Source organism: Streptomyces sp. NPDC046862 (genome assembly GCF_040704615.1).
In the GTDB taxonomy this organism is placed as follows: Bacteria; Actinomycetota; Actinomycetes; order Streptomycetales; family Streptomycetaceae; genus Streptomyces.
Window position 1 is genome coordinate 1 of the sequence record NZ_JBEYXP010000003.1, and the last position, 24,254, is coordinate 24,254.

The window sequence follows — 24,254 nt, forward strand, 5'->3', positions numbered from 1 at the left end:
ACACCCCACGACTCCACCAACCGGAACAACGCCACTTCCACCGCGAACAACGCCGGCTGCGCCCACCCCGTCGACTCCAACACCCCCGCCGGACCCTCGAAGACAACCTCCTTCAACGAGCCCGGCCCCTGCAGCAACCCCTCAAAGCCCGCACACACCTCGTCAAAGGCGGCCGCGAACACCGGAAACGCCCCGTACAACCCACGCCCCATCCCCACCCGCTGCGACCCCTGACCCGAGAACACCCAGCCCAGACCGTTCTCGGACGCCACCCCCTTCACCAGACCCGGTGTCGGGCGGTCGTCCGTCAGGGCGGCCAGGGCCGCGCGGAACTCGTCCGGGCGGGACGCGACGATGACGGCACGGTGCTCCAGGGCCGCGCGGTGCGCGCCGAGAGTGAGACCGATATCGTGCGTGTCCGCCGCGGTGGGCTCGGCCGGCAGGGCGTCGAGCAGCCGGGCCGCCTGCTCCCGGAGCGCGGCCTCGCCGCGGGCCGAGACGGGCCACGGGATGACGGGAAGCAGGTGGAGCGGGGAACGCGTGGCCGGTCCGGTGGACTCCGGCACGGCTTCCGGGGCCTGTTCGAGGATGACGTGGGCGTTGGTCCCGCTGATCCCGAACGAGGACACCCCCGCCCGCCGCGCACGCCCCGACTCCGGCCACTCCCGCGCCCGCGTCAGCAACTCCACCGCGCCCGACGACCAGTCCACTTCCGGTGTCGGCTCATCCACGTGCAGCGTCTTCGGCAACACCCCGAGCCGCAGCGCCACCACCGTCTTGATCAGACCACCGACACCCGCAGCCGCCTGCGTATGACCTATGTTCGACTTCAACGACCCCAGGTACAGGGGCCGTTCCCGGTCCTGCCCGTACGTCGCCAGCAACGCCTGCGCCTCGATGGGGTCCCCCAGCCGGGTTCCCGTGCCGTGCGCCTCCACCGCGTCCACGTCGGCGGGGGTCAGTCCGGCGTCGACGAGGGCGGCGCGGATCACTCGCTGCTGCGACGGGCCGTTCGGCGCCGTCAACCCGTTCGACGCACCGTCCTGGTTCACCGCCGAACCCCGTACCACCGCCAGCACCGGATGCCCGTTTCGCCGCGCGTCCGACAGCCGCTCCAACACCAGCACACCCGCGCCCTCCGCCAACGCGAACCCGTCAGCCGCCGCCGCGAAGGACTTGCACCGACCGTCCGGGGCCAGCGCCCCCTGACGGCTGAAGCCGACGAACGGCGCCGGACCGGACATCACGGTCGCCCCACCGGCCAGGGCGAGATCGCACTCGCCGGCCTTCAGAGCCCGCGCCGCCAGATGCAGGGTCACCAGGGAGGAGGAGCAGGCCGTGTCGACCGTGACCGCCGGGCCCTCCAGACCGAGCGTGTACGAGATCCGGCCGGACATGACACCACCGCTGGTGCCGGTCAGCACATAGCCCTCCGCGTCCCGGGCACCGGCGAGCGCCGCTTCGTAGCCGATCTGTGCGCCCCCGACGTAGACGCCGGTACGGCTGCCGCGCAGTGCCCGGGGATCGACACCCGCCCGCTCCAACGCCTCCCACGACGTCTCCAGCAGCAACCGCTGCTGCGGATCCATCGCCACCGCCTCACGCGGCGAAATACCGAAGAACCCGGCGTCGAACAGCGCGGCGTCCCGCAGAAAGCCACCGTGCTCCGTGTAGCTGGAGTCCGGGCTCGTCCCCTCCGGGTCGTACAACCGGTGCAGCGGCCACCCCCGGTCACCGGGAAACGCGCTGATCAGATCGGCCCCGTCCACAACGGTCCGCCACAACTCCTCGGGCGAGCCGATGCCACCTGGATAACGGCAGCCCATCCCCACCACGACCACCGGATCGTCAAAGGCACCGCGCACGGCCGGCACCGGCACCGTGAGGCGATCGGTCGTCCCGAGCGCCTCAGAGCCCAGGAACGCGGCGAGCGCGGTCGCGTTGGGGTGGTCGAAGACGAGAGTGCTGGGCAGCCGCAGACCGGTCGCGGTGGCCAGCCGGTTGCGCAGGTCGACCGCTGTCAGCGAATCGAAACCCAGCTCCTTGAACGCCCGTTTGACATCGACTGCCTCCGGATCCGCGTGTCCCAGGACGGCTGCCGCGTGCTCACGCACCAGATCACGCAACGCCCGCAGGCGGGCGCCCTCGTCCAGACCCGCCAGCCGCCCCGCGAACTCGGACGCCGGCGCCGCCGCACCCCCGGAAGCCTTTTCAGGGGCGGCCGCACACGCCTGTGGAATGTCGTCCAGCAGGCGGCTGGGCCGGCCCGAGGTGAACACCTCCGCGAACCGCTCCCAGTCGACATCCGCCAGGATCACCGAGGCCCCCCCGTCCACGAGGCCGTCCGCCAGGACCGTCCGCAGACCCGTGATGGCCGCCCCCGGGTCCATGACCGGCAGACCCGTATGCCGCAACTGGTCGTACATGCCGCCGGTCACCATGCCGCCGCCCGCCCACGGCCCCCAGGCCACCGACAACGCCGGCACCCCGTCCGCACGGCGCCACTGCGCCCGCGCGTCCAGGACCGCGTTGCCCGCCGCGTAGACACCGTGATCGCCCGCACCCCACACAGCGGTGATCGAGGAGAAGTAGACGACGGCGTCCAGCTGTTCGAGGTCGAGGACGGCCTCCAGATGGTCGATGCCGGCGACTTTGCCCTCCAGGACAGAGGCCAGGTCGTCCACGGACGCCGTGTCGAGCGGGCCGTAGACGCCGACGCCCGCCGCGTGCACGACGGCTCGGATCTCTCCGAGACCCTCCATGGCCGCCGCGAGCGCCGCACGATCCCCCGCGTCGCAGGCCACCACCGTCACCCGGACACCCGACTCCTCCAGTTCGGCGACGAGTCGGTCCGCACCAGGAGCGGCCGTCCCCCGCCGGCTCAGCAGGATCAGATGCTCCGCGCCCTCCCTCGCCAGCCAGCGCGCCGCATGCGCACCCAACGCCCCTGTACCGCCTGTCACCACCACCGTGCCCCGCGGAGACCAACCGCCCCTCCCCGGCGCCGGGGCAGCGACGCGGACCAGGCGACGGACGAAGGCGCCACCGGGGCGCAGGGCCACCTGGTCCTCACCCGTCGCTCCGGCGAGCACCCCGAGCAACCGGCCGATGGTGACGGCGTCGACCGCGCCCGGCAGGTCGACCAGGCCACCCCAGTTGTCCGGGACTTCCACGGCGGCACAGCGGCCCAGCCCCCAGACCGCGTATTGAAGCGGGTGCGCCGGGCCGGAGTCATCGGCCACACCCACCGCTCCCCGGGTCAGGCACCACAGCGGTGCGGCGGCGTCCGCGGCGGCGAGCGCCCGCACCAAGGTCAGGGTCATGGCCAGGCCGGCGGGGACCACGGCGGCGGCCGGGTGCGGTGAGGTGTCGATCCCCACGAGGGTGAGGACACCGGCCAGGTCGCCGTCCAGCGCGGTGCGGATGCGGTCGGCGAGAGTGTCCACGCCGTCATCCGGGGCAACGGTCAGCAAGACGCCGCGCCCGGCCCGCTCACGGACCGCGTCGGCAACCGCGACGAGATCCGGATCTCCGGCGAACGCCTCCGGCACCACCACCAGCCACGTACCCGGCAACGCCGCCGGAACAGCCGGGTCGGACAACGCGCGCCACTCCACGCCGTACCGCCACGCGTCGACCGTCGCCCGCTCCCGGCGCCCCCGCCGCCAGGAGGCAAGCGCGGGCAACACCGTCCGCAACGCCGGCTCCTCGTCCCCCAGTGCCAGCGTGGTGGCCAGCCCGGCGGCATCCTGCTCCTCCACCGCCCGCCAGAACTCCTCGTGGGCGGGATCCGCGACCGGCACGCCCGGGATGGCCTCGGGCCAGTAACGCGTGCGCTGGAAGGGGTATGTGGGCAGGTCGAGGCGGGTGCCGCTGCCGCCGTAGAGGGCCGGCCAGTCGACGGTGGCACCGTGGACGTACGCCTCGGCGAGTGCCTCGACGAAGCGTTCGGGACGTCCGCCCTCGCCGCGGCGGAGGGTACCGAGAGCGGCGGCGGTCCCGTCATCCGTGGCGTCGATGCTCTGCTGAAGCGCGGAGACAAGCACGGGGTGAGGGCTGACCTCGATGAACAGGGTGTGTCCGGTGTCGAGCAGGGCGCGGACGGCCTGTTCGAACCGCACGGTGTGCCGCAGGTTCCGGTACCAGTAGCCGGCGTCCAGTTCGGTGGTGTCCAGACGGCCGCCGGTCAGCGCCGAGTGGAAGGCCACGTCGCTGGAGCGCGGGCGGACGGGGGCCAGGAGTTCGGCCAGCCGGTCCTCCACGGCGTCCATCTGGGGCGTGTGCGAGGCGTAGTCGACCGCGACGCGCCTGGCCCGTATGCCGTCACGTTCGCAGGCGGTCCGCAGTTCCTCCAGGGCGCCGGTGTCGCCCGCGACCACCACCGTGCCCGGGCTGTTGACGGCTGCGACGGCGATCCGGTCCTGCCAGGGGACGATGTGCTCGCGCACCGTGTCGGCGGGCGCCGAGACCGACAGCATGCCCCCGCGTCCGGACACGGACAGCAGCGCACGGGACCGCAGGGCCACCACACGGGCACCGTCCTCCAGGGACAGCCCTCCGGCCACCACGGCGGCGGCGATCTCGCCCTGGGAGTGCCCTATGACGGCGTCGGGCCGCACTCCGCACGAGCGCCACAGCTCCGCCAGCGACACCATGACGGCCCACAGCACCGGCTGGACGACGTCCACGCGTTCCAGCAGCGCGGCGGCGTCCGGTGAGCGCAGTACGTCGGTGAGCGTCCAGTCGGTGAACGGAGCGAGGGCGGCCTCGCACTCCGCCATACGGCCGGCGAACACGGTTGAGGAGTCGAGCAGGTCGACGGACATGCCCGCCCACTGCGCCCCCTGTCCCGGAAACACCAGGACGACACGGGCGGGACCCGCCGCGGTCCCCCGCACGACGCCCGTCGGCAGGCCTCCCTCGGCCAGCCCGGCGAGCCGGTCGAGCAGCCCCTCGCGGTCGGAGGCGGTCACGACGGCACGGTGCTCGAGCGCGGCGCGCGTGGTCGCGAGTGACCAGCCGATGGCCTCCACCGGCCCGCCGCCGTCGTTGCCGGGCAGCCCCGCGGCGAAGTGGTGCAGGTTACGGGCCTGGTCGGTGAGCGCGGCGCCGCTTTTCGCGGACAGCGCCCAGGGGATGGACGGCAGGGTGGTGAAGGGGGCGGTACCGGTGCGCCCGGGGTGGTCAGGGGTCTCCGCGTCTTCCTTGTCCTCCTCCGGCTGTTCCAGGACCACGTGTGCGTTCGTGCCGCTGATGCCGAACGACGACACGCCGGCCCGGCGTACCTGCCCCGTCCGGGGCCACTCACGGCTCTGCGTCAGCAGTTCCACCGCACCCGCCGACCAGTCCACCTCCGGTGTCGGCTCGTCCACGTGGAGGGTCTTCGGGAGCAGCCCGTGCCGCATCGCCATGACCATCTTGATCACGCCGGCCACTCCGGCGGCGGCCTGGGTGTGGCCGATGTTGGACTTGAGCGAGCCCAGCCACAGCGGCTGCCCCTGCGGCCGGCCCTGCCCGTACGTGGCGAGCAGCGCCTCCGCCTCGATGGGGTCGCCGAGACGGGTGGCGGTGCCGTGCGCCTCCACCGCGTCGACCTGGGCCGCGGACAGCCCGGCGTCCGCCAGCGCCTGGCGGACGACCTGTTCCTGGGCGGGGCCGTTGGGCGCGGTCAGGCCGTTCGACGCCCCGTCCTGGTTCACCGCCGTGCCGCGCACCACCGCCAGAACCGGGTGGCCCCGGCGCCGGGCGTCCGACAGCCGCTCCACCAGCAGCAGGCTCACTCCCTCGGACCAGCCGGTGCCGTCCGCCGCCGCCGCGAACGCCCTGCAGCGGCCGTCCGGGGCGAGCCCGCCCTGCCGTTCGAAGTTGAGGAAGAGACCGGGCGTGGGCATGACCGTGACGCCGCCCGCCAGGGCGAGGTCACAGTCCCCGCGGCGCAGTGCCTGCGCCGCCAGGTGCAGGGCGACCAGTGAGGAGGAGCAGGCCGTGTCGACGGTCACCGCCGGGCCCTGGAAGTCGAAGGTGTACGCCACGCGCCCGGAGGCCACGCTGGATGTCGTACCGGTCAGCGCATGGCCGCTGACGTCCTCGTCGGCCTCGTCCAGCCGGGGGCCGTAGTCCTGGGCGACGAGTCCGGCGTACACACCGGTCCGCCGGGCCTCCGGCGACCTCGGGTCGATGCCCGCCCGTTCGAACGCCACCCAGGTGGCTTCGAGGAGCAGCCGCTGCTGAGGATCCATGGCCACGGCCTCCCGCGGCGAGACGCCGAAGAAGTCCGCGTCGAAGTCGCCCGCGTCGGGGAGGAAGCCACCCGGCACGGACGTGCTCCAGCCCCGCTCGTGCGGCACCGTGTCGATGGCGTCGTCGCCGTTCGCGAGCAGGTCCCAGAGGCGTTCCGGGGAATCCACGCCGCCGGGCAGCCTGCAGGCCATGCCGACGATCGCGAGGGGCTCCCGGGCGTCGTCCTCCGCCTGACGCAGCCTCTGACGGGTTTCGTGCAGTTCGGCCGTGACGCGCCTGAGGTATCCGACCAGCTTCTCTTCCTCAGCCATGTGGCTCATTCCCGCATTCCCGGCGCTCGCGCTAGCGCGCCCCGAACTCGTTGTCGATGAAGGAGAAGATCTCGTCGGCCGTGGCCGACCGGAGTGCCGCTCGCACGCCGTCGTCCGCCTCGGCGCCGCGGCTGTCGCCGCCGCTCCCCGTGCCGTTCGTCCCGTGCGCGCCGGCCGCGCCCTCGCATCTGGCCAGCAGGGCACGCAGCCGCCCGGCGGCCCGCTCCGCCGCGGCCCGGTCCGCCGGTGCCTCTGTGAGGAGGGCCTCCAGCTTCCCGAGTTCCTCGTCGAGTGAGGCCGTGGTCGTGGCTCCGGCCCCGACGCCGGTGCCCAGATAGCGGGCGACCGCGAGCGGGGTGGGATGGTTGAACAGCAGTCCGGCCGGCATCCGTCGGCCGCCGGCCGCGCTCAGCCGGTTGCGCAGTTCGACGCCCATAAGCGAGTCGAAGCCCAGTTCCTTGAAGGTGCGGGCCGCGTCGATGCCGCTGCTGCCACGGTGGCCCAGCACCGCCGCGGCGTGAGCCCGGACCTGCTCCAGCAGCAGCGCCTCCTGTTCCCGCGGGGCGCGGCCGGACAGCAACCGCCTGAGGGGGGCGTCGCGCGTACCGGTGTCGGCGGGACCCTGCGGGGCGGCTGCGGTGACGGCCGGGTCGCGCCACGACGCACCGGCCAACTCGCGGAGGAGGAAGGACGCCCGGCCGGCCTGCGCGGCACGCCGGATCGCCGGGCGGGACAGGGCCATCGGCAGCAACAGGGCGGGGCCCGGGCTGCTCAGGGCCGCGTCGAAGAGCGTCAGGCCCTGCTCCTCGGTGAGCGGTCGCAGACCGGTGCGGGCCATGCGCCGGAAGTCGGTGTCGGTGAGCGCGCTGGTCATGCCGCCGCTCGGACCCCAGGGGCCCCACGCCAGGGACACCGCGGGCAGCCCCTGAGCGCGCCGCTCCGACGCCAGCGCGTCGAGGAAGGTGTTGCCGGCCGCGTAGCCGCCCTGTCCGGCGGCGCCCAGGATGCCCGACACGGACGAGAACAGAACGAACGCGGACAGGCCCAGCCCGGCGGTCAGTTCGTGGAGCAGCCACGCGGCGGTGACCTTGGGGTGCAGCACCTCGTCGAGTTCACGGGGGTCGATGGCCTCGGTGACGGCGTCACGGACGACGCCGGCGGTGTGCACGACGGCGGTCAGGGGATGGTCCTCGGGTACAGCGGCCAGCAGTCGGGTGAGCGTGGCGCGGTCGGCGGTGTCACAGGCCGCCACGGTCACCCGGACGTCCGGCCGTGCGCCCAGCTCCGCCGCGATGGCCGCCGCTTCCGGGGCGTTGGAGCCCTGTCGGCTGACCAGCAGCAGGTTCCGTGCGCCGTGCCGGGTGACGAGACGACGTGCGACGAGACGGCCCAGGGCGCCGGTGCCTCCGGTGACCAGGACGGTACCGTCCGGGTCGAACGCCGGTACGGCGGCGGCAGGTGCGGCCGCGGTGACCTGCCCGCCCGTACGGGGACGGACGATGCGCGGTGCGTGGGCCAGGCCGCCGCGCAGGGCGAGCTGCGGTTCACTGCCGGCAACGGCGGACGGCAGGGCCTCGGCGGAGGCCCGGTCGTCGTCCAGGTCGACCAGGAGGAAACGGCCGGGATGCTCGGTCTGGGCGACCCGGAGGAGCCCCCACACAGGGGCCTCGGCCGGGTCGCAGTCGTCACCGTCCACGGGCACCGCACGCCGGGTGAGGACGACCAGTCGGGCGTCGGCGAACCGGTCGTCGGCCAGCCACTCCCGGACGATCCGCGCGGCCCGGTGCGCGGCGGCACGGGCGCGACCGGCGGGATCGACGGCGGCGGGATCGACGACGGCCGGATCCGGGCCGGTCGCACAACCGATCACCACGACCTCCGGCACCACACCGGCGGCCAGCGCGTCCAGGTCCGCGAAGCGAGCGGCCCCGGGCACGGCGTGGTCCGGCAGCGCCAGGTCGCCGACGAGCGCCCATCCGCCGTCAAAAACGCCGGGCGGGGTCCCGACCGGCCGCCAAGCCAGCTCGTACGCCGTGCCCGCGCTCCCGCCGTCCGCCGAGGGGACGGTCTCGGGCAGGGCGCGGGGGGTGAGCGCTCCGATCGTCGCGACGGGCCGGCCGGCGGGGTCGGTGAGGCCGACCGTCGCGGTGCCGTCGTCCCGGCGCGTGATCCGGGCTCGCACGCGGGAGACACCGGCCGTGTGCAGGACCGCCTCCGCGTATGCGACGGCCCGGTGATCGCCGCCTGGCGGCGGGGCGGCCATCAGCAGCGTGTGCAGGACGCCTTCCAGCAGTCCCGGGTGGAGGGCGAATCCTCCGGCGTCCGAGACCTCGATCTCGGCCAGGAGTTCCACCGCGTCCGCGCCGTGCGGTCGCGTATCGCGCCGCCACACCCTCACCGGGCCGGGGAAGGCGGGCCCGTACACGGTTCCGGCGGCCGAGGCCCGGTCGTAGAACAGTGCTGTCTCGGACCCGTCCACCTCTGTCGCGTCCTCCGGTGGCCACTGGCCGGGTCCCGGTCCCTCGGCCGTCGCCGCGGTGCGCGGGCCCAGGAGGCCGGTGGCGTGGCGGGTCCACGGCCCGTCACCGCCGTCGGGACGACTGTGCACCGACATCGGTCGGGCGCCGTCCCCGGCTCGCGGGTCCTCGGGACCGACGAGGACCTGAACCGCCAGCGCGCCGTGCTCCGGCAGGACGAGCGGGACGTCCGGCCGCAGCTCCGTCACCTGCCCGGCGTCCGTCTCCCGGGCCGCGGTGAGGGCGAGGTCCAGCAGGACGGCGTCCGGCACCACGGCGGTCCCCGCCACGGTGCGGTCCGCCAGCCACGGATGGGTCGACAGGGAGACCCGGCCGGTCAGCAGGGTGTGCCCGGCGCCCGCGAGGCCGACGGCCGCGGCGAGCACCGGATGGTCGAGCGTCGTCGCGCCGGGTGCCCCGGCCGAGCCGGACGGTTCCGGCGAGGCCCAGTAGCGGCGGCGGCGGAAGGCGTAGGTGGGCAGGTCGTCGGGGTCGGCGGGCCCATGGCCGGAGAACACCGACGGCCAGTGGGGCGAGTGGCCCGCGAGGTGCAGACGGGCCACGGCGGCGACGGCGGCCGACGGTTCCGGCCGGTCCTTGCGCAGCAGTGGCACCAGGACCGGCGGGATTCGCCCGCCGCCGTCGGCCAGGCACTCCTGAGCCATCGCCGACAGCACCCCGTCGGGCCCGAGTTCGACGTACCCAGTTGCGCCCAGGGCCCGCAGCCGGCGTATTCCGTCGTGGAAGCGCACGGTGTGCCGGGCGTGGCGGACCCAGTAACCGGCGGAGCGCTGGTCGTCCCCGGCCGCCGGTTCCCCGGTGAGGCCGCTGACCACACACAGGGCGGGGTCATGGAAGGTCACGGTGCGGGCGACGCGCTCGAACTCGGTGAGTGCGGGGTCCATGTGCGGTGAGTGGAAGGCGTGGGAGACCCGGAGCATGCGGGTCCGGCGGCCCCGCCCGGCCCAGATCCCGGCGATCTCCTCGACCGCGTCACGGTCACCGGAGATCACCACGGCTGCCGGACCGTTGACCGCCGCAAGGCCGAGTAGGTGTTCGCGTCCGGCGAGGTCGGGCAGGATCTCCTGCTCGGTGACCGCCAGCGCCGCCATGGCGCCGCCGCCGGGCAGCGCCTGCATCAGCCGGCCGCGGGCGGCGACCAGTGCGCAGGCGTCGGACAGCGACAGCACTCCTGCCGCGTGGACGGCGGCGAGTTCGCCGACGGAGTGCCCGAACAGGTGGTCGGGGGCGAGCCCCCAGTGCTCCAGCAGCCGGAAAAGCGCCACCTGCAGGGCGAACAGGGCGGGTTGGGCGTACTCGGTGCGATCAAGGAGTTCCGGTTCGTGGGCGAGCACCTTCAGCAGGGGGTGCTCCAGGTGCGCGTCGAGGTGGCCGGCGATCTCGTCCAGGGCTGCGCGGAAGACGGGCTGGGCGGCGTACAGGCCGAGGCCCATCCGGGGCCGCTGGCTGCCCTGTCCGGTGAACAGGAACGCGGTCCGGCCGTCCCCGGCCGTGTCCCTGAACGTGTGGGGCGTCTCGGCGCCGGCGGCCAGAGCGCCGAGTCCGGCGAGCGCCTCCTCGCGGTCGGCGGTGACGACGGCGGCCCGGTGCGGGAGCGCTGAACGGGTGACGGCCAGCGCGTGGCCGATTCCACCGAGTCCGGCACGGGGCAGGCCGCCGGTCAGCCGGGCGCGCAGCCGCTGCGCCTGTGCGCGCAGCGCGTCCTCGGTCGCGGCCGACAGCACCAGCGGTACGGGGAGGGCGTCCGAGAAGTCCACCGGAATTTTCAGGTCGGCGAAGGTCCCCGCGTCCGGCGCACCGCCCGCGGACGACCGCTCACCGGCTGCGCCCTCCAGGCCTCCTCCGCCCGCTCCCCGCTTCGCACCCGCGTCCTCGCCCTCTTCGAGCACGACATGGGCGTTCGTCCCGCTGATCCCGAACGACGACACGCCCGCCCGCCGGGGTCGCCCCGCCTCCGTCGCCCACTCCCGCGCCTCGGTCAGCAGCCGTACGGCGCCCGTCGACCAGTCCACGTGGGGTGAGGGTTCGTCGACGTGCAGGGTGCGGGGATGCGCGTGGTGCCGCATCGCCATGACCGTCTTGATGACACCCGCGACGCCGGCCGCGGCCTGGGCGTGGCCGATGTTGGACTTCAACGAGCCGAGCCACAGCGGCCGGTCCCCCGGGCGGTCCTGTCCGTACGCGGCGATGAGGGCCTGCGCCTCGATCGGGTCGCCGAGCCGGGTCCCCGTGCCGTGCGCCTCCACCGCGTCCACGTCGGCCGGCGAGAGTCCCGCGTTCGCCAGCGCGTCCCGGATCACCCGCTGTTGGGCGGGTCCGCTGGGGGCGGTCAGCCCGTTGGAGGCGCCGTCCTGGTTGATCGCCGATCCTCGGACGACCGCGAGGACCCGGTGGCCGCTCCTGCGGGCGTCCGACAACCGCTCGACGAGCAGCACGCCCACGCCCTCCGCCCAGCCCGTCCCGTCCGCCGCCGCCGCGAACGCCTTGCAGCGGCCGTCGGCGGACAGCCCGTTCTGCTGTGCGAACTCGCTGAACAGGCCAGGCGTGGCCATCGCCGCCACACCGGCGGCGAACGCCATCGAGCACTCACCGCGCCTCAGCGACTCGACGGCGAGGTGGAGGGCGACCAGCGAGGAGCTGCACGCGGTGTCCACGGTGACGGCCGGGCCCTCGCAGCCGAAGACATAGGACAGCCGGCCGGAGAGTACGCCGGCCGTGTTGCCGGTCAGCAGATACCCGCGCAAGTCGTCCGAAGCCTCGTGCAGTCGGGGGCCGTAGTCCTGGGACATGGCGCCGACGTACACGCCGGTCCGGGTCCCCCGCAGCGCCGAGGGCGCGATGCCGGCCCGCTCGGCGGCCTCCCACGCGGTCTCCAGGAGCAGCCGCTGCTGCGGGTCCATCGCCAGGGCCTCGCGCGGGGCGATGCCGAAGAGGTCTGCGTCGAAGGAGGCGGCGTCGGCAAGGAAGCCGCCCCGGTGGTCCGTGTCGTCCCAGCCCCGGTCGGCTGGTGGCGGGCCGATCGCGTCGGCTCCGTCCCGTACGGCCTGCCAGAGGTCCTCCGGGCCGGTGATGCCGCCGGGCAGCCGGCAGGCCATGCCGATGATCGCGATCGGTTCGGTGGCGGCCTGCGCGGCCGTCGGCGCCGTACGGTCCTGCCCGGCCTCGTCCCCGTTCAGGTGCCGGGCGAGAGCGGCGGGCGTGGGGTGTTCGAAGAGCACGGTGGTGGGCAGGCGCCGTCCCGTCGCGGCGCTGAGGCGACCCCGCAGTTCGAGGGCGAGATGCGAGTCGAATCCGAGGTCTTTGAAGGTCAGCCCGGGCGCTATGTCGGCCGCGCCCTCGTGACCGAGCACGGCGGCGGCCTCCGTCCGTACGAGCCCCAGCAGGTCGGCGGGGGCGCGACGGGCGGACGGCACCGGTGCGGGAGCCGGGGCCGACGCGGGCGCTTCGGGCCGCTGCGCCGCCTGGTCGGCCGGGCCTGTCGGGCCCGTCGAGGCCGGCGGGGCGACCGGGTCTGCCTCGGCCGCCGCAGCGGCCGGGCCCTCCGCGGTCAGCCAGTGTCGGCGGCGCTGGAAGGGATAGGTGGGCAGCTCCACCCGCCGGCCGGGCCGGTGTCCGGCGTAGGCGGCCGTCCAGTCCACGTCGGTTCCCCCGACGAACGCCTGGGCCAGGGAGTGTGTGAGCTGCTCGGGGCCGCCGTGGTGGCGGCGCAGGGTCGGCACGACCACCGGTTCCGCGCCGGTCCGTTCCACGATCGCGCTGACCGCGGTGGTCAGCACCGGGTGCGGGCTGATCTCGATGAAGACGCGGTGTCCCGCCTCGGCCAGCGCCGTGACGGCGGGTTCGAAGGCGACGGTCTCCCGCAGGTTCCGGTACCAGTAGGCGCCGTCCAGCAGGGGGTTGGTCACCCCTGGTTCGACGGTCGAGTGCAGCGGCACGCGGGCCTGCCGGGGCGTGATGCCGTCAAGCGCGTCGAGGAGTTCCTCCCGGACGGCCTCGACGTGGGATGAGTGGGAGGCGTAGTCGACGGCGACGCGACGCGCGCGGACGTCCTGCGCGCCGCAGGAGGCGAGGAGTTCCTCCAGCGCGTCCGGAGAACCGGCCACGACCACCGAGTCGGGGCCGTTGACGGCGGCGATCTCGACCCGCCCGTCGAGCGCGGCCAGCCGGGCCCGCACCACCGGTTCCGACTCGGGTACGGCGACCATGCCGCCGTACCCCGAGAGGTTCCGGCCGATCAGTTCCGCACGGCGCACGGCGATCCGCGCGCCGTCCGCCAGGGAGAGCACGCCGGCCACGCAGGCGGCGGCGACCTCGCCCTGGGAGTGTCCGACGACCGCCGCGGGCTCCACGCCGTACGAGCGCCAGGCCTCGGCCAGACTGACCATGACGGCCCACAGGACGGGCTGGAGCACCTCGACCCGGTCCAGGTCCGGTGCGTCGGCGACCGCACGCAGCACCTCGGTCGGCGACCAGTCGACACAGTCCCCGAGGGCCTCTTCGCACTCCCGCCAGCGGGCGGCGAACGCCCGGTCGCCGTCGAGGAGTCCGACCGCCATGCCGGCCCACTGGGAGCCCTGTCCGGGGAACACGAAGACGGCTCCCGGTCCGGCCGGGGGCGCGTCCGGACCGGGAGTGGTGACCACGGCGGGCGAGGATCCGCCGTCGGCCAGCGTGGCCAGGCCCCGGAGCCGGGAGGGCAGGTCGGCGCCGAGCACAACACCGCGGTGGGCGAAGCGGGTGCGGGTCGTCAGCAGAGCGTGCCCCACGTCCGCCGGAGTGACACCGGGCTGGTCGTGGAGGGCGTCGCGCAGCCGCCGCGCCTGCTCGGCCAGGGCCTCGCGGGTGCGGGCGGAGAGGATCCAGGGCGACGAGGAGACGTCCTGCGGTTCCCCTCCTTCGCCGGACGCCGTGCTCTCCGGTCCGTCCCACGAGGACAGCACCACATGGCAGTTCGTGCCGCCGAGGCCGAACGCGCTGACGCCGGCGACCCGTGGTCCCGTGCCGTCCGGCCAGGGCTCGGCGGTGCGCTGAACGGTCAGCCGCAGCTCGTCCAACGGGATGCGGGGATGGGGGGCGTCGTGATGGAGCGTCGGCACCAACTGCCCGTCGCGCAGGCACAGTACGGCCTTGATGAGGCCCGCGATTCCGGCGGCGCCCTCCAGGTGGCCGATGTTGGTCTTGACCGAGCCGACGCGCAGGAGGGCTCCGCCCGGTCGCGCGGCACCCAGGGCGGCGCCGAGCGCGGCGGCCTCCGCGGGGTCGCCCTCCGGGGTACCGGTGCCGTGCAGTTCGACGTACTGGACGGCGGCGGGATCGGTGGCGGCCCGCTCGCAGGCGAGCAGGAGCACCTCGCGCTGCGCCTCGGGGTCCGGGACGGTCAGTCCGCTGCCGCCGCCGTCGTTGTTCACCGCGCTGCCGCGGATCAGGCAGTGGATCGTGTCCCCGTCGGCGAGCGCCGCCGAGAGCGGTTTGAGGACGACGAGGCCACCGCCCTCACCACGGACGTATCCGTTGGCGCGGGCGTCGAAGGTGTGGCAGCGGCCGTCCGGGGAGAGAGCGCCGATCCGGGCGACGGCGCGGGTGCTGTCGGCCGAGAGGATGAGGTTGACGCCCCCGGCCAGGGCGAGGGTGCACTCGCCGCGCCGCAGGCTCTCGACGGCAAGGTGGACCGAGACCAGCGAGGAGGACTGACCGGTGTCGACGGTCAGGCTCGGACCCCGTAGGCCCAGGGTGTACGAGACCCGGTTCGCGAGGAGGGAGCGCTGCACCCCGGTGAAGGTGTGCGGGGTGACGGCTTCCGGGCCGCCGGCGCGGACGAGTGCGGCGTAGTCGTCGGCGAGTGTCCCGGCGAAGACTCCCGTACGGCTGCCGAGGAGCCCGGCGGGGATGATGCCCGCGTGCTCCAGGGCCTCCCAGCCGAGTTCGAGCAACAGGCGCTGTTGCGGGTCCATGGCGGCTGCCTCCCGCGGTGAGAGCCCGAAGAAGGCGGCGTCGAACCGGTCCACCGCTCGGAGGAATCCGCCCCGGGAGGGGACACCCGGCGCCCCGGAGAGCACGTCCCGGCGGTCGGCCGGCACCTCGGTGACGGCGTCGCCGCCCCGGGCGAGCAGATCGGCGAACTCCGCCGGATTCCCGGCTCCCGGCAGCCGGCACGCGATGCCGACTACGGCGATCGCCTCGGACACACCCGGCATCCGCTTCCCTCCAAAGGGTCAAGAACGGTCAGCGTCGGTCGAGAGCCCCGCCGGGCGGCTCAGCTCCGGTGGAAGTGCAGGATGTCGCCGGGCACCAACTGGCCGTCGACGTCGATGTAGCCGTGCTTCACGAAGTGGTCGTCGTCGATCACCTCGTAGTCGTCCACGAAGCGGTGGCGCATGCCGAAGACGGCGGTGTCCCCGGCGATCTTGAAGTGGCCGTCGTCCCAGCCGGGGCCGGTGAGCGTGCCGTGATGTCCCCAGTCGTCGTAGTAGAAGCTGGTGAAAGCCTGATCGACGGCGCTCCAGCCGATGAGGTATGCGGCGACGATGCCGGGGGCCGGGACGGCGACGCGCTGGGTCATTTCGTAGAACCGGCCGTCTGCCACCGGGCGGGTGGTGCAGGTCGCTGAACCCGTGGTGACCTGCTCGGTGGTCAGGTTGGTGTATTCGACGCGAAATTCTCCGAGGAGGAAGTCGAGCTGTTTCATCTCCACCGGGATTTCGGGGCGTTCCGGAAAGACGACTGCACCGCTATCGGCGGGAACGGAATCCCGCGCGAGCTCGTCCGGGGACGGCTGGGACTGTGCGCTCATAGCGGCGAAGTTATGGACCGGCGATCACCGGACACAAGCCCGGCCGAACCAAATAGGGGTGCGGGACCGGATTGTTCGGGGGCGGCGGATCCCGGCTAGGGGTGTTTGAGCCGTACGGACGACATTAGGCTCTCGGCGACGGGACCGGCTCACCGTCCGGTTCCTTCCCGAAGGAGCGAGACGATGACCACCGAACAGCAGTATCCGACCCCCGAAACGCAGGACGATTTTCCGTCGCTGCTCGCCTGGCTGTCGAAGAACCGGCAGGAAAGCCCGGTGATGCCGGATGCATTTCCCGGCCTCTGGCACGTTTTCCGTTACGCCGACGTCTCCCGCGTCCTGTCGGACACGGCGACGTACTCCAGCGACATGTCGGCCGTCATTCCGGTCCAGCCGGACACGGCATGGATGGCGAAGGGGAACGTGGTCGGCATGGACCCGCCGAAGCACCGCAGGCTGCGGTCGCTGGTCAGCAAGGCGTTCACACCGCGGCTGGTGGCCGGTCTTGAGCCGCGGATCACCGAGCTGGCCACCGAGCTGATCGACGCCGTGACCGGCCGCGACCGGTTCGACCTGGTGGAGGCGGTCACGCATCCCCTGCCGGTGTTCGTGATCGCGGAACTGCTCGGCATCCCGGTGACGGACCGTCCCCTGTTCGAGAAGTGGGCACTCGCCTTCATCGCGGCCAACGGCGGCGGGGAGAGCGCGCTGCCCACCGAGGAGCACGTGCTCGCCTTCACGCAGACGGCCCGGGAGATGCGCGCCTACATGCTGGAGCACGTGGAGCAGCGCCGCACCGCACCGCGGGACGATCTGATCAGCCAGCTGGTCACGGCCCGCACGGAGGACGGGCAGCTGGACGACGACGAGATCATCGGTTTCGCCGGCACGCTGCTGATGGCCGGTCACATCACCACGACGGCTGTCCTCGGCAGCACCGTGCTGTGCCTGGACGAGAACCCCGGTGCGCTGGCCGCCGTTCGCCGGGACCGGTCCCTGGTGCCGGCGGCGGTGGAGGAGGCGGTGCGACTGCGCCCGGCCTTCTCCCGTCTGGTGCGGATGACCACGCGGGAGTCGGAACTCGGGGGCGAGAAGATCCCCGCCGGCCAGGTGCTCACCCTGTGGACGGTGTCGGCGAACCGGGACCCCGAGCGGTTCGACGCCCCCGACTCCTTCGACCTCCACCGCGACCAGGGCCGCCACCTCGGCTTCGGGCAGGGCCTGCACTTCTGCATGGGTGCCCCGCTGGCCCGCCTGGAGGCGCGGATCGTCCTCAATCTGCTGCTGGACCGGTTCCCGGAGCTGACTGTGGCCGGGGGCGCTGACGCGGTGGCGTATCACCACCCGAAGAACGTGGTCGGCCCACGCCGGCTGACGGTCGAGGTACCGGTCTGAGGACGACGCGGGCTCGCGCCTGCGGCAGAGGGCCTGTACACCCCGGGCAGGGTGTACAGGCCCTCTGCTCGTACGACCCGCGTCAGCCGGGCCTCACCAGGTCACCGGCATCCGCTCGATCTCGGGGTGCCAGCTCGGCCTGTCGTAGACCTCCTCGGTCGGCAGGGCGAGCTTCAGGCCTGGCAGGCGGCGGAAGAGGGCGCCGTAGGCGACTTCGAGGCCGACCTTGGTCAGGTTGGCGCCGAGGCAGTGGTGGGCACCGGAGCCGAAGGCCAGGTGCCCACGTCCGGCACGCCGGACGTCCAGCCTGCCGGGTTCCGGGTACTCGGCCGGATCGTGGTTGGCGGCGGTGCCCGACACCACCACGCCCTCGCCCTCGCGGATGAGCCGCCCGCCCACCTCGACGTCCTCCAGTGCGACACGCGGCATCAGATCCAGGGGACTGATCAGTCGTGTCAGTTCGTCGACGGCGGCGGGCAGACGCTGCGGGTCCGTGCCGACGGCGGTCGCCTGCTCCGGCTCCTGAAGCAGCCGCATGACCCCGATGGTGATCATCGCCTTGACCGGTGACTGGCCCGCGACGAATATCACGAAACAGAGTTTGACGAGTTCGTCCTTGCTCAGCGTTCCCGCATTCACGTACTTTTCGACCACGCGGCTGATGGGGTCGTCGCCCGGGTTTTCCGTCTTCGTGTCGACGAACTTCTGGAAGTACTGCTGCAATGCGAGGATCTGGTGCACGATGTCGGCACCGACCTGCTCCGTGTCGACCGCGGAGGCGGCCTTCGTCCGAGTTTCCCGGCTGGCGTCCAGCCACTTCTGCAGATCGGTGTAGTCCATTCCGAGGGACCAGCAGGTGATGGTCCCGGCGAAGGGCTCGGCGAATTCCCTCACCAGATCCGCCGAGTTTCCTCGCGCGACCATGGCGTCCACCAGCTCTTCGGCTTTCCGCTGCATCGCGGGGCGGAGACTTTCGGCGCGCCGCAGCGTGAACTCGCTCACGACCGCCCGGCGCTGCGCCGAATGCTGCGGCGGGTCCATGGTGTTGAGCAGCGGAAAGGCCCGGAACCCCTCAAGGAGTTCGGCGTAGATGGGATATCCGGGGTGCGTGATGTCGGAGCTGAAACGGGGGTCGCCCAGGACGGCTCGCGCCTGGTCGTAGCGGGTGACGAACCAGACAGGTTGCCCGTTGTACAGACGCCCCGGTGTGGGCGTGTCCGCCTCGCGCAGGGTGCGGTACTCCTCGGGCGGCGCGTACGGACAGCTTCTGATGATCGGGACGTCGACGTCCTTGGCACGGGTGGCGTCGGCCATGGGGCACGTTCCTTCGGTGCGAGAGCCGGTGGGAGTAGGCGGAAACGGCGTACGGAGCTCAGGCCTGCCAGCGCAGCAGGCACAGTCCGGCCGCCATGCCCGCGCCGAACCCGGCCAGCAGCAGCAGTTCGCCGTCGGCCAGCAAACCGGCACGGGCGGCCTCGTCGAGGGCCACGGGTACCGAAGCGGCGCCCATGTTCCCGTACTTGACGAGCGGGGTATGGGTGCGGGCGCCGGTGAGGCCGCAGCGCTCGACCAGCTCGCCGAGAAGCACTCCGTTGGCCTGGTGGGGGACGAAGTGCGTGATCTCGTCCCGGGTGGTGCCGGTGCGCCGCAGCAGAGGGTCGATCATCGGGGGCACGTTCCGCATGACGAAGTCGGCGACACCGCGGCCGATCATCCGCAGGTAGTGGCCGCCGTTCGCGACGGTGTCGGCGGAGGCGGGGACGCGGCTTCCGCCTCCTTCGATCCAGATCAGCTCGTGGGCGTCGCCACGTCCGGCGAGTTCGACGTCCAGGATGCCGTACGGCTCCGGAACGGCCCCTATCACGGCGGCACCGGCGGCGTCGCCGAGGAGGACGGCTGTGCCGCGGTCGCCGTAGTCGAGGAACCGTGAGTACAGGTCGGCGCCGATGACCAGGCCGAGCGTGCCGGGGCGCTGGGCGACGAGTGCGCGGGCGACGTCGAGCGCGTAGACGAAGCCGGCGCAGGCGATGTTGATGTCGAAGGCGGCGGCACGGTGGGCGCCGAGCGCGTTCTGCACCAGCGACGAGGTGGGCGGCAGGGGGGCGTCGCCGGTGGAGGTCGCGACGATGAGGTGGTCGATCCGGTCCGCCGTCACGCCGGCCTGTTCCAGGGCCGCGGTGGCGGCGTGCCGGGCCAGGTCCGAGGTGGCCTCGTCCGGTGCCGCGTACCGCCTGCCCCGGATCAGGGTGCGGCGGCCGATCCACTCGGCGGTGATGTCGGGCACCCGGCGGGCGATCTCCTCGTTGGTGATCTCCTCCTTGGGGAGGTAGGAGCCGGTGCCGAGGATTCCGATGTGGGCGGTCACGACGTCACCGCCAGGGCACCGGGCGCTTCGGCGGCGAAGGGACGCAGGGGGTTGAGCCGATCCTCGCCGATACGGGCCCGCAGTTCGGGGTCGGTGACACCGAGGCCGGGCTCCGGGGCCAGGCACAGCACCCCGACCTTGCCGATGTGTTCGTTGCGCTGCACCAGGCGTGTGGCCTCGCCGACCTCCCGCAGCGGGAACAGCGACGACATCGCCGGCATGATCCGTCCCTGGCCGAACAGCCGTGCGCACTCCCACTGTTCCTGGAGGTTGGCGACGTGACTGCCGATCACTCGCTTGAGCTTCATCCACAGGTAGCGGTTGTCGTAGCGGTGCCGGTAACCGGTGCTGGAGCCGCAGGTGATGACGGTGCCGCCGCGGCGCACCACGAAGACGGACATCCCGAAGGTGGCCTGTCCGACGTGCTCGAAGACCGTGTGCGGGTCCTCGCCGGTCGCCTCGCGGATGGCGCGGCCGAGCCGTTTGCCATCGGCGACGGCCTGCTCGACGTTGTCGCCGTCGCCCGCGCCGATGCCGATCTCCTCGCGGTCGATGACGATGTCGCAGCCGAGTGCGCGCAGCGCCTCGGCCTTGCGCGCGGAGCCGACGACGCCGACGGGGATACCGCCGCCGTTCTTGACGAACTGCACGGCGTAGGCGCCGACACCGCCGGTCGCGCCCCAGATCAGTACGACGTCGCCCTGTTTCATCCGGGCCCCGCGGTCCGACACCAGCATCCGGTAGGAGGTGCCGGCGCAGGCGGGGACGCAGGCGGCCTCCTCCCAGGTGAGGTGGGCGGGTTTGGGGATGAGCTGGCTGGCGCGGGCGAGGCAGTAGTGGGCGAGGCCGCCGAAGTTGGTCTCGTAGCCCCAGGCCAACTGGTGCTCGCCGAGCATGCCGTCGGCCTGGGTGACGGCTTCCTGTTCGTCAACACAGGCGGCGTTGACGAGGACGTGGTCGCCGACCCGCCAGTGCCGCACGGCCGAGCCGACCCGGACGACGACGCCGGCCGCGTCCGAACCGAGGACGTGGAACGGCTGGTCGTGGCGGGTGGCCCAGCCGCCCTGCTTGCCGTAGGAGGCGAGGAAACGGAAGGTCGGCAATGGCTCGAAGGTGGCGGACCACACGGTGTTGTAGTTGATCGAGCTGGCCATGACGGCGATCAGGACCTCGTCGGGTGCCGGCTCCGGCATCGGCACCGGGCCGACCCTCAAGGTCTTGCGCACGTCCTTGTCGGCCACGTCCCGGAACGTGTCCACGTCCTCGATCCGCAGATGTGCGGCCGTGAACTCCTCGGGCAGGGGCGCACGTTCGAGGTCCCCTGGGCTCGCGCCCGCCAGCACCGCATCAGTCACAGAACCCATGACGGCCTTTCCTTGTACCTCTGTTGATGTCGCCGACGCTAGGCGAGGCTCCGCCCCCTAACGCCACCCCTCACTGTGTGCGGCGCCCCCTGAATCCGGCTCGGGGGCGCCGATCGATGTGTCCGGTGCTTATTCGGCTACGGCCGTCCGGGCCGCCCATCGGAAGACGGCGACCTCCTCGCCGTCGACGGTGGTGAATTCGCCGTCGTGGACGAAGTGTTCGTAGCCCGCGCCGAGGCGATGCTTGACCTTCTCCGTCAGCGACGTCACGAACTGTGTCCTCTCGTGGTCCGGCAGGGAGGAGGGACCGCCGAAGAGCAGGGCCTTGAAGTTTGCCATGGGGGAATTCTCCGATCAGCGTGAAGGCACGGCCTAATCGTGTTCCGATTCCGATTCCGATTCCGGAGCGGGTCCGTTGTCACGCAATCTGGCAGTGGGCGGCTTTTGCGGACAACCCCTATGTTCCCCTATGGCGCCCGGGGCGGGTTACAGCGGGAACAGGGGTGGCGGGAATACCCCGGTTTCTCCGGAGGGGCTGGATCCGCTCACGCCGTTTCCGGCAGCTTCAGTTCGATGTGCAGGGGCAGTTCCTGGCGGGAGGTGATGTCGAGTTTCTTGTAGACGCGAGTGAGGTGCTGTTCGACCGTACTCACGGTGATGTAGAGCTCGGCGGAGATCTCCCGGTTGGTCAGCCCGCGCGCCGCGAGCACCGCCACACGCCGTTCCGAATCGCTGAGCTTGGCGGCGGGATCCGGGATGTTGAGGGGCCCGCGCGCGGCACGGCGGGCGGCGGAGCCGCCGAGCCCGAGGGAGGCGATCCGCTCGTGGAGGGCACCGGAGCCGCATTCGTCCGCCAGCTGCCGGGCCCTGCGGAGCGTCAGGTCGGCGCGGGCGGACTGGTCGAGGTCCTGGTACGCCTCGGCGAGGTCGGCCAGGACGCGCGCGAGTTCCCAGATGTTCCCGGACACCTGAAGCTGCTCGGCGGCCCGGGTGAGCAGCCCGGGCCGCTCGCGGGTGTCGGAGTGATGCGCCCGCACACGCAGCCACAGACCGGTGGCGGTTGCGCCGGCGGCATGGGCGACCGAGTCGTGGGCGGCCAGCAGTTCCTCGGCCTCACTGCGGTTGCCGAGCCGCAGCCACGCCTCCGCCGCGTCGATCCGCCAGGTGGGCTGGGCATGCGGGGGCAGGTCCCAGCGCTCCGTGCGGCGGCCCACGGCGAGGAAGTCCGACAGTGCGAGCTGCGGCCGGTTGACGGCGAGCAGGAAGGAGCCGCGGGCCCTGAGGTACTCCAGCCCGTAGACGCTGCGGAAGAACCCGTCGGGCAGCGGCCGGTCGAGGAGACGGGCGGCCTCCTCGTACTGCCCGTTCGCGGTGCACACGGTGATGAGTACGGTGAGCGGTCCCCCGCAGAGCCAGTGGCTCGGCACCTCCCCGCCCAGTTCCACGACCTCCCGGGCATACGTCTCCGCGTCGGCCAGCCGCCCCTGGGCGAGCGCGATCTCGGCCCGTAAGGCCATGAAGACGTGCCGCCAGCCCTCGACGCCGCGCCGGGCCGCCTCGGACTGGAAGTACGTGCACCACGCGTCCGCCAGGTCCTGGCGGCCCGCGGCCATGAGATGCCGCAGTTCGGGCACGATCAGGGCGAGCGTGGTGTCGCCGAGCACCGAGGTCCTCAGCTGTTCCTCGATCTCGTGCACCTCGCGCATCCGGACGTGATGCCGGTCGAAGCAGAAGTTGAAGGGGGTGCTGTCGCAGGACAGGCCACCGCTGCCTGCCGCCCCGTCGGCCCCGGTCTCGTCCGCCGGCATGCGCAGGGTCCAGACATCCGGTATGCCGGCAGTGACGCAGAAGAGCCAGGGCCAGCCTCCGTCCAAGCAGCCCGAGTGGCCGTCCCCGTCCGGGCTCTCCGCGCAGGGGGGGCGCAGGGCACGGAGTGCCGCGGCCCCCTCCTCCACGCGTCCACAGCCGATCAGCAGCCGTGCCGTCACGACGGACCGGGCCTGACAGGACTGGGTCCCGTGCGCGCACTCGCCGCGGACCATGTCCTCCAGGTACTGCTGCTCGGACCGCCACGGCTCGGTTCGCATCCGCACCACGGAGCGCTTCAGCACTATCCGGGCCCGGTCCCAGCAGTCGGTCGAGGAGTCGTGGGCGAATTCGAGACAGGCATCCGCGAACTGCGCGTCGTCCTCGTCCAGTGCCTCGGCGGCCGCCCGCTCCAGGGTCGCCAGCTGCCAGGACTCGGCCGCCACGCCGGTCTCCAGCAGGTAGCGGGCTGTCGCGCGGGCGCCGGCTCCCCGTTCCCGCAGCACTTCGGCCACTCGGAGGAGGATCTCGGCACGCCGGTCCCGCGCCGCGTGTTCCAGTACCGCCGACTCGATCACCGGATGCCTCAGCCGCCAGTCGTCGAGCAGGCCGGCCGCGTCCAGCAGGTTTCCCCCACGGGTGATCGCGCCGGGGTCGAGGCGCAGGACGGCCGCCAGGCTCTCAGGCTCGGAGAACTCCCGCAGCGCGGCCATGCCCAGGGCCACGGACTCGGCCAGCGGTCCACTGTCCCGTACGCAGTCCAGGGCCGCCTGCACGAACAGGCCCCGGGGGCACGGCCACGACGCTGCGGGGCGGGTCCTGCCGTGCATGGCCAGTTCCTCGGACATAGCACGTGTCAGCAGCGGATTCCCACCGCTCGCGGCGAGCAGTTGCTCCGCCACCGTGTCGTCGAACGGCCCGTCGTGCAGTGCCTGCCACAGCTCGCCGGTCTGCTCCCGGTCCAGGGGGCGCAGCCTGATCCGGTGGAGGTTGGGCTGCCGGAGCAGATCACAGTGGACGGCGGGCCCGAGGGACCCGTCGAAGGGCAGAAGGGTGACGACCAGCATCACACGGCTGTTCCGCAGCCGCCGCCGGACGGCCTCGAGGAGCCATCTCCAGCTCAGCTCCTCCCGCCCCTGCGGGTCGTCGAGACAGACCACCACGGGGGAGCGCTCCGCCGGCGTGGCGAGCCTGTCGCAGAACTCCTGGAACTCCGCGGAACCGGTGGAGGTGTCGGAACTCGTCCCGGACACCGTGGGGCAGCCGACGTCGCCGGCTCCGAGGACAACCGCTCCGGACTGCGCGGCCTGTTGCGCGAAACTCTCCATCAGTTCGGTCTTGCCGCAGCCGACACCGCCTTCCAGCACGACGGTCATGGCCCCGCCCCGCTCGCACTCGGCGAACAGTGATCGCATGCGCCGCAGCTTTTCGTCTCGGCCGGTAACT

General features: G+C 72.7%; 9 protein-coding genes. 1 reads left to right on the plus strand and 8 read right to left on the minus strand.

Annotated features, from left to right (window positions below; genetic code table 11):
• The 3 genes from AB0959_RS03685 to AB0959_RS03695 form a co-directional block, all read right to left on the minus strand.
• Window positions 1-6,551, minus strand: a 6,551-nt coding sequence (locus AB0959_RS03685) for a type I polyketide synthase (protein ID WP_366824612.1), incomplete at its 3' end; no start/stop codon positions are given.
• A gap of 31 nt (window positions 6,552-6,582) precedes the next feature.
• Window positions 6,583-15,282: an SDR family NAD(P)-dependent oxidoreductase gene (locus AB0959_RS03690; protein WP_366824614.1), complete on the minus strand. Its 8,700-nt coding sequence runs from the start codon at window positions 15,280-15,282 to the stop codon at window positions 6,583-6,585.
• Between the two features lie 59 nt (window positions 15,283-15,341).
• Window positions 15,342-15,878 carry an NlmOI gene (locus tag AB0959_RS03695; RefSeq protein ID WP_366824615.1) on the minus strand — a complete coding sequence of 179 codons (537 nt, stop codon included), beginning with the start codon at window positions 15,876-15,878 and terminating at the stop codon, window positions 15,342-15,344.
• 183 nt (window positions 15,879-16,061) lie between these two features.
• Between AB0959_RS03695 and AB0959_RS03700 the strand changes: the two genes are divergently transcribed.
• Entirely contained in the window at window positions 16,062-17,273 is a 1,212-nt protein-coding gene (locus tag AB0959_RS03700) for a cytochrome P450 (RefSeq protein ID WP_366824616.1), read from the plus strand.
• A gap of 93 nt (window positions 17,274-17,366) precedes the next feature.
• On the opposite strand, the gene AB0959_RS03705 is transcribed toward AB0959_RS03700, so the two are convergent.
• The 5 genes from AB0959_RS03705 to AB0959_RS03725 form a co-directional block, all read right to left on the minus strand.
• A complete protein-coding gene (locus AB0959_RS03705) occupies window positions 17,367-18,587 on the minus strand; it encodes a cytochrome P450 (protein WP_366824618.1) in 1,221 nt (406 codons plus the stop codon).
• A gap of 58 nt (window positions 18,588-18,645) precedes the next feature.
• Window positions 18,646-19,638 carry a ketoacyl-ACP synthase III gene (locus AB0959_RS03710; RefSeq protein ID WP_366824619.1) on the minus strand — a complete coding sequence of 331 codons (993 nt, stop codon included), beginning with the start codon at window positions 19,636-19,638 and terminating at the stop codon, window positions 18,646-18,648.
• Window positions 19,635-21,002 carry a crotonyl-CoA carboxylase/reductase gene (ccrA, locus tag AB0959_RS03715; RefSeq protein WP_366824620.1) on the minus strand — a complete coding sequence of 456 codons (1,368 nt, stop codon included), beginning with the start codon at window positions 21,000-21,002 and terminating at the stop codon, window positions 19,635-19,637. The genes AB0959_RS03710 and ccrA overlap by 4 nt, the downstream gene beginning before the upstream one ends.
• Window positions 21,003-21,131: 129 nt before the next feature.
• Window positions 21,132-21,341, minus strand: coding sequence for a DUF5988 family protein (locus AB0959_RS03720; RefSeq protein WP_366824621.1), 210 nt, complete (start codon window positions 21,339-21,341; stop codon window positions 21,132-21,134).
• A 206-nt stretch (window positions 21,342-21,547) separates the two neighbouring features.
• On the minus strand, window positions 21,548-24,223 hold the full coding sequence (locus AB0959_RS03725) for a LuxR C-terminal-related transcriptional regulator (RefSeq protein WP_366824622.1): 2,676 nt from the start codon (window positions 24,221-24,223) through the stop codon (window positions 21,548-21,550).
• Window positions 24,224-24,254 lie beyond the last annotated feature (31 nt).

What these genes read in the sequence shown, in the direction of transcription:
- AB0959_RS03690 (WP_366824614.1), bottom strand. Translation starts at nt 15,282, where the DNA reads ATGCCGGGTGTGTCCGAGGCGATCGCCGTAGTCGGCATCGCGTGCCGG.
- AB0959_RS03695 (WP_366824615.1), bottom strand. Translation starts at nt 15,878, where the DNA reads ATGAGCGCACAGTCCCAGCCGTCCCCGGACGAGCTCGCGCGGGATTCC.
- AB0959_RS03700 (WP_366824616.1), top strand. Translation starts at nt 16,062, where the DNA reads ATGACCACCGAACAGCAGTATCCGACCCCCGAAACGCAGGACGATTTT.
- AB0959_RS03705 (WP_366824618.1), bottom strand. Translation starts at nt 18,587, where the DNA reads ATGGCCGACGCCACCCGTGCCAAGGACGTCGACGTCCCGATCATCAGA.
- ccrA (WP_366824620.1), bottom strand. Translation starts at nt 21,002, where the DNA reads ATGGGTTCTGTGACTGATGCGGTGCTGGCGGGCGCGAGCCCAGGGGAC.
- AB0959_RS03720 (WP_366824621.1), bottom strand. Translation starts at nt 21,341, where the DNA reads ATGGCAAACTTCAAGGCCCTGCTCTTCGGCGGTCCCTCCTCCCTGCCG.
- AB0959_RS03725 (WP_366824622.1), bottom strand. Translation starts at nt 24,223, where the DNA reads ATGCGATCACTGTTCGCCGAGTGCGAGCGGGGCGGGGCCATGACCGTC.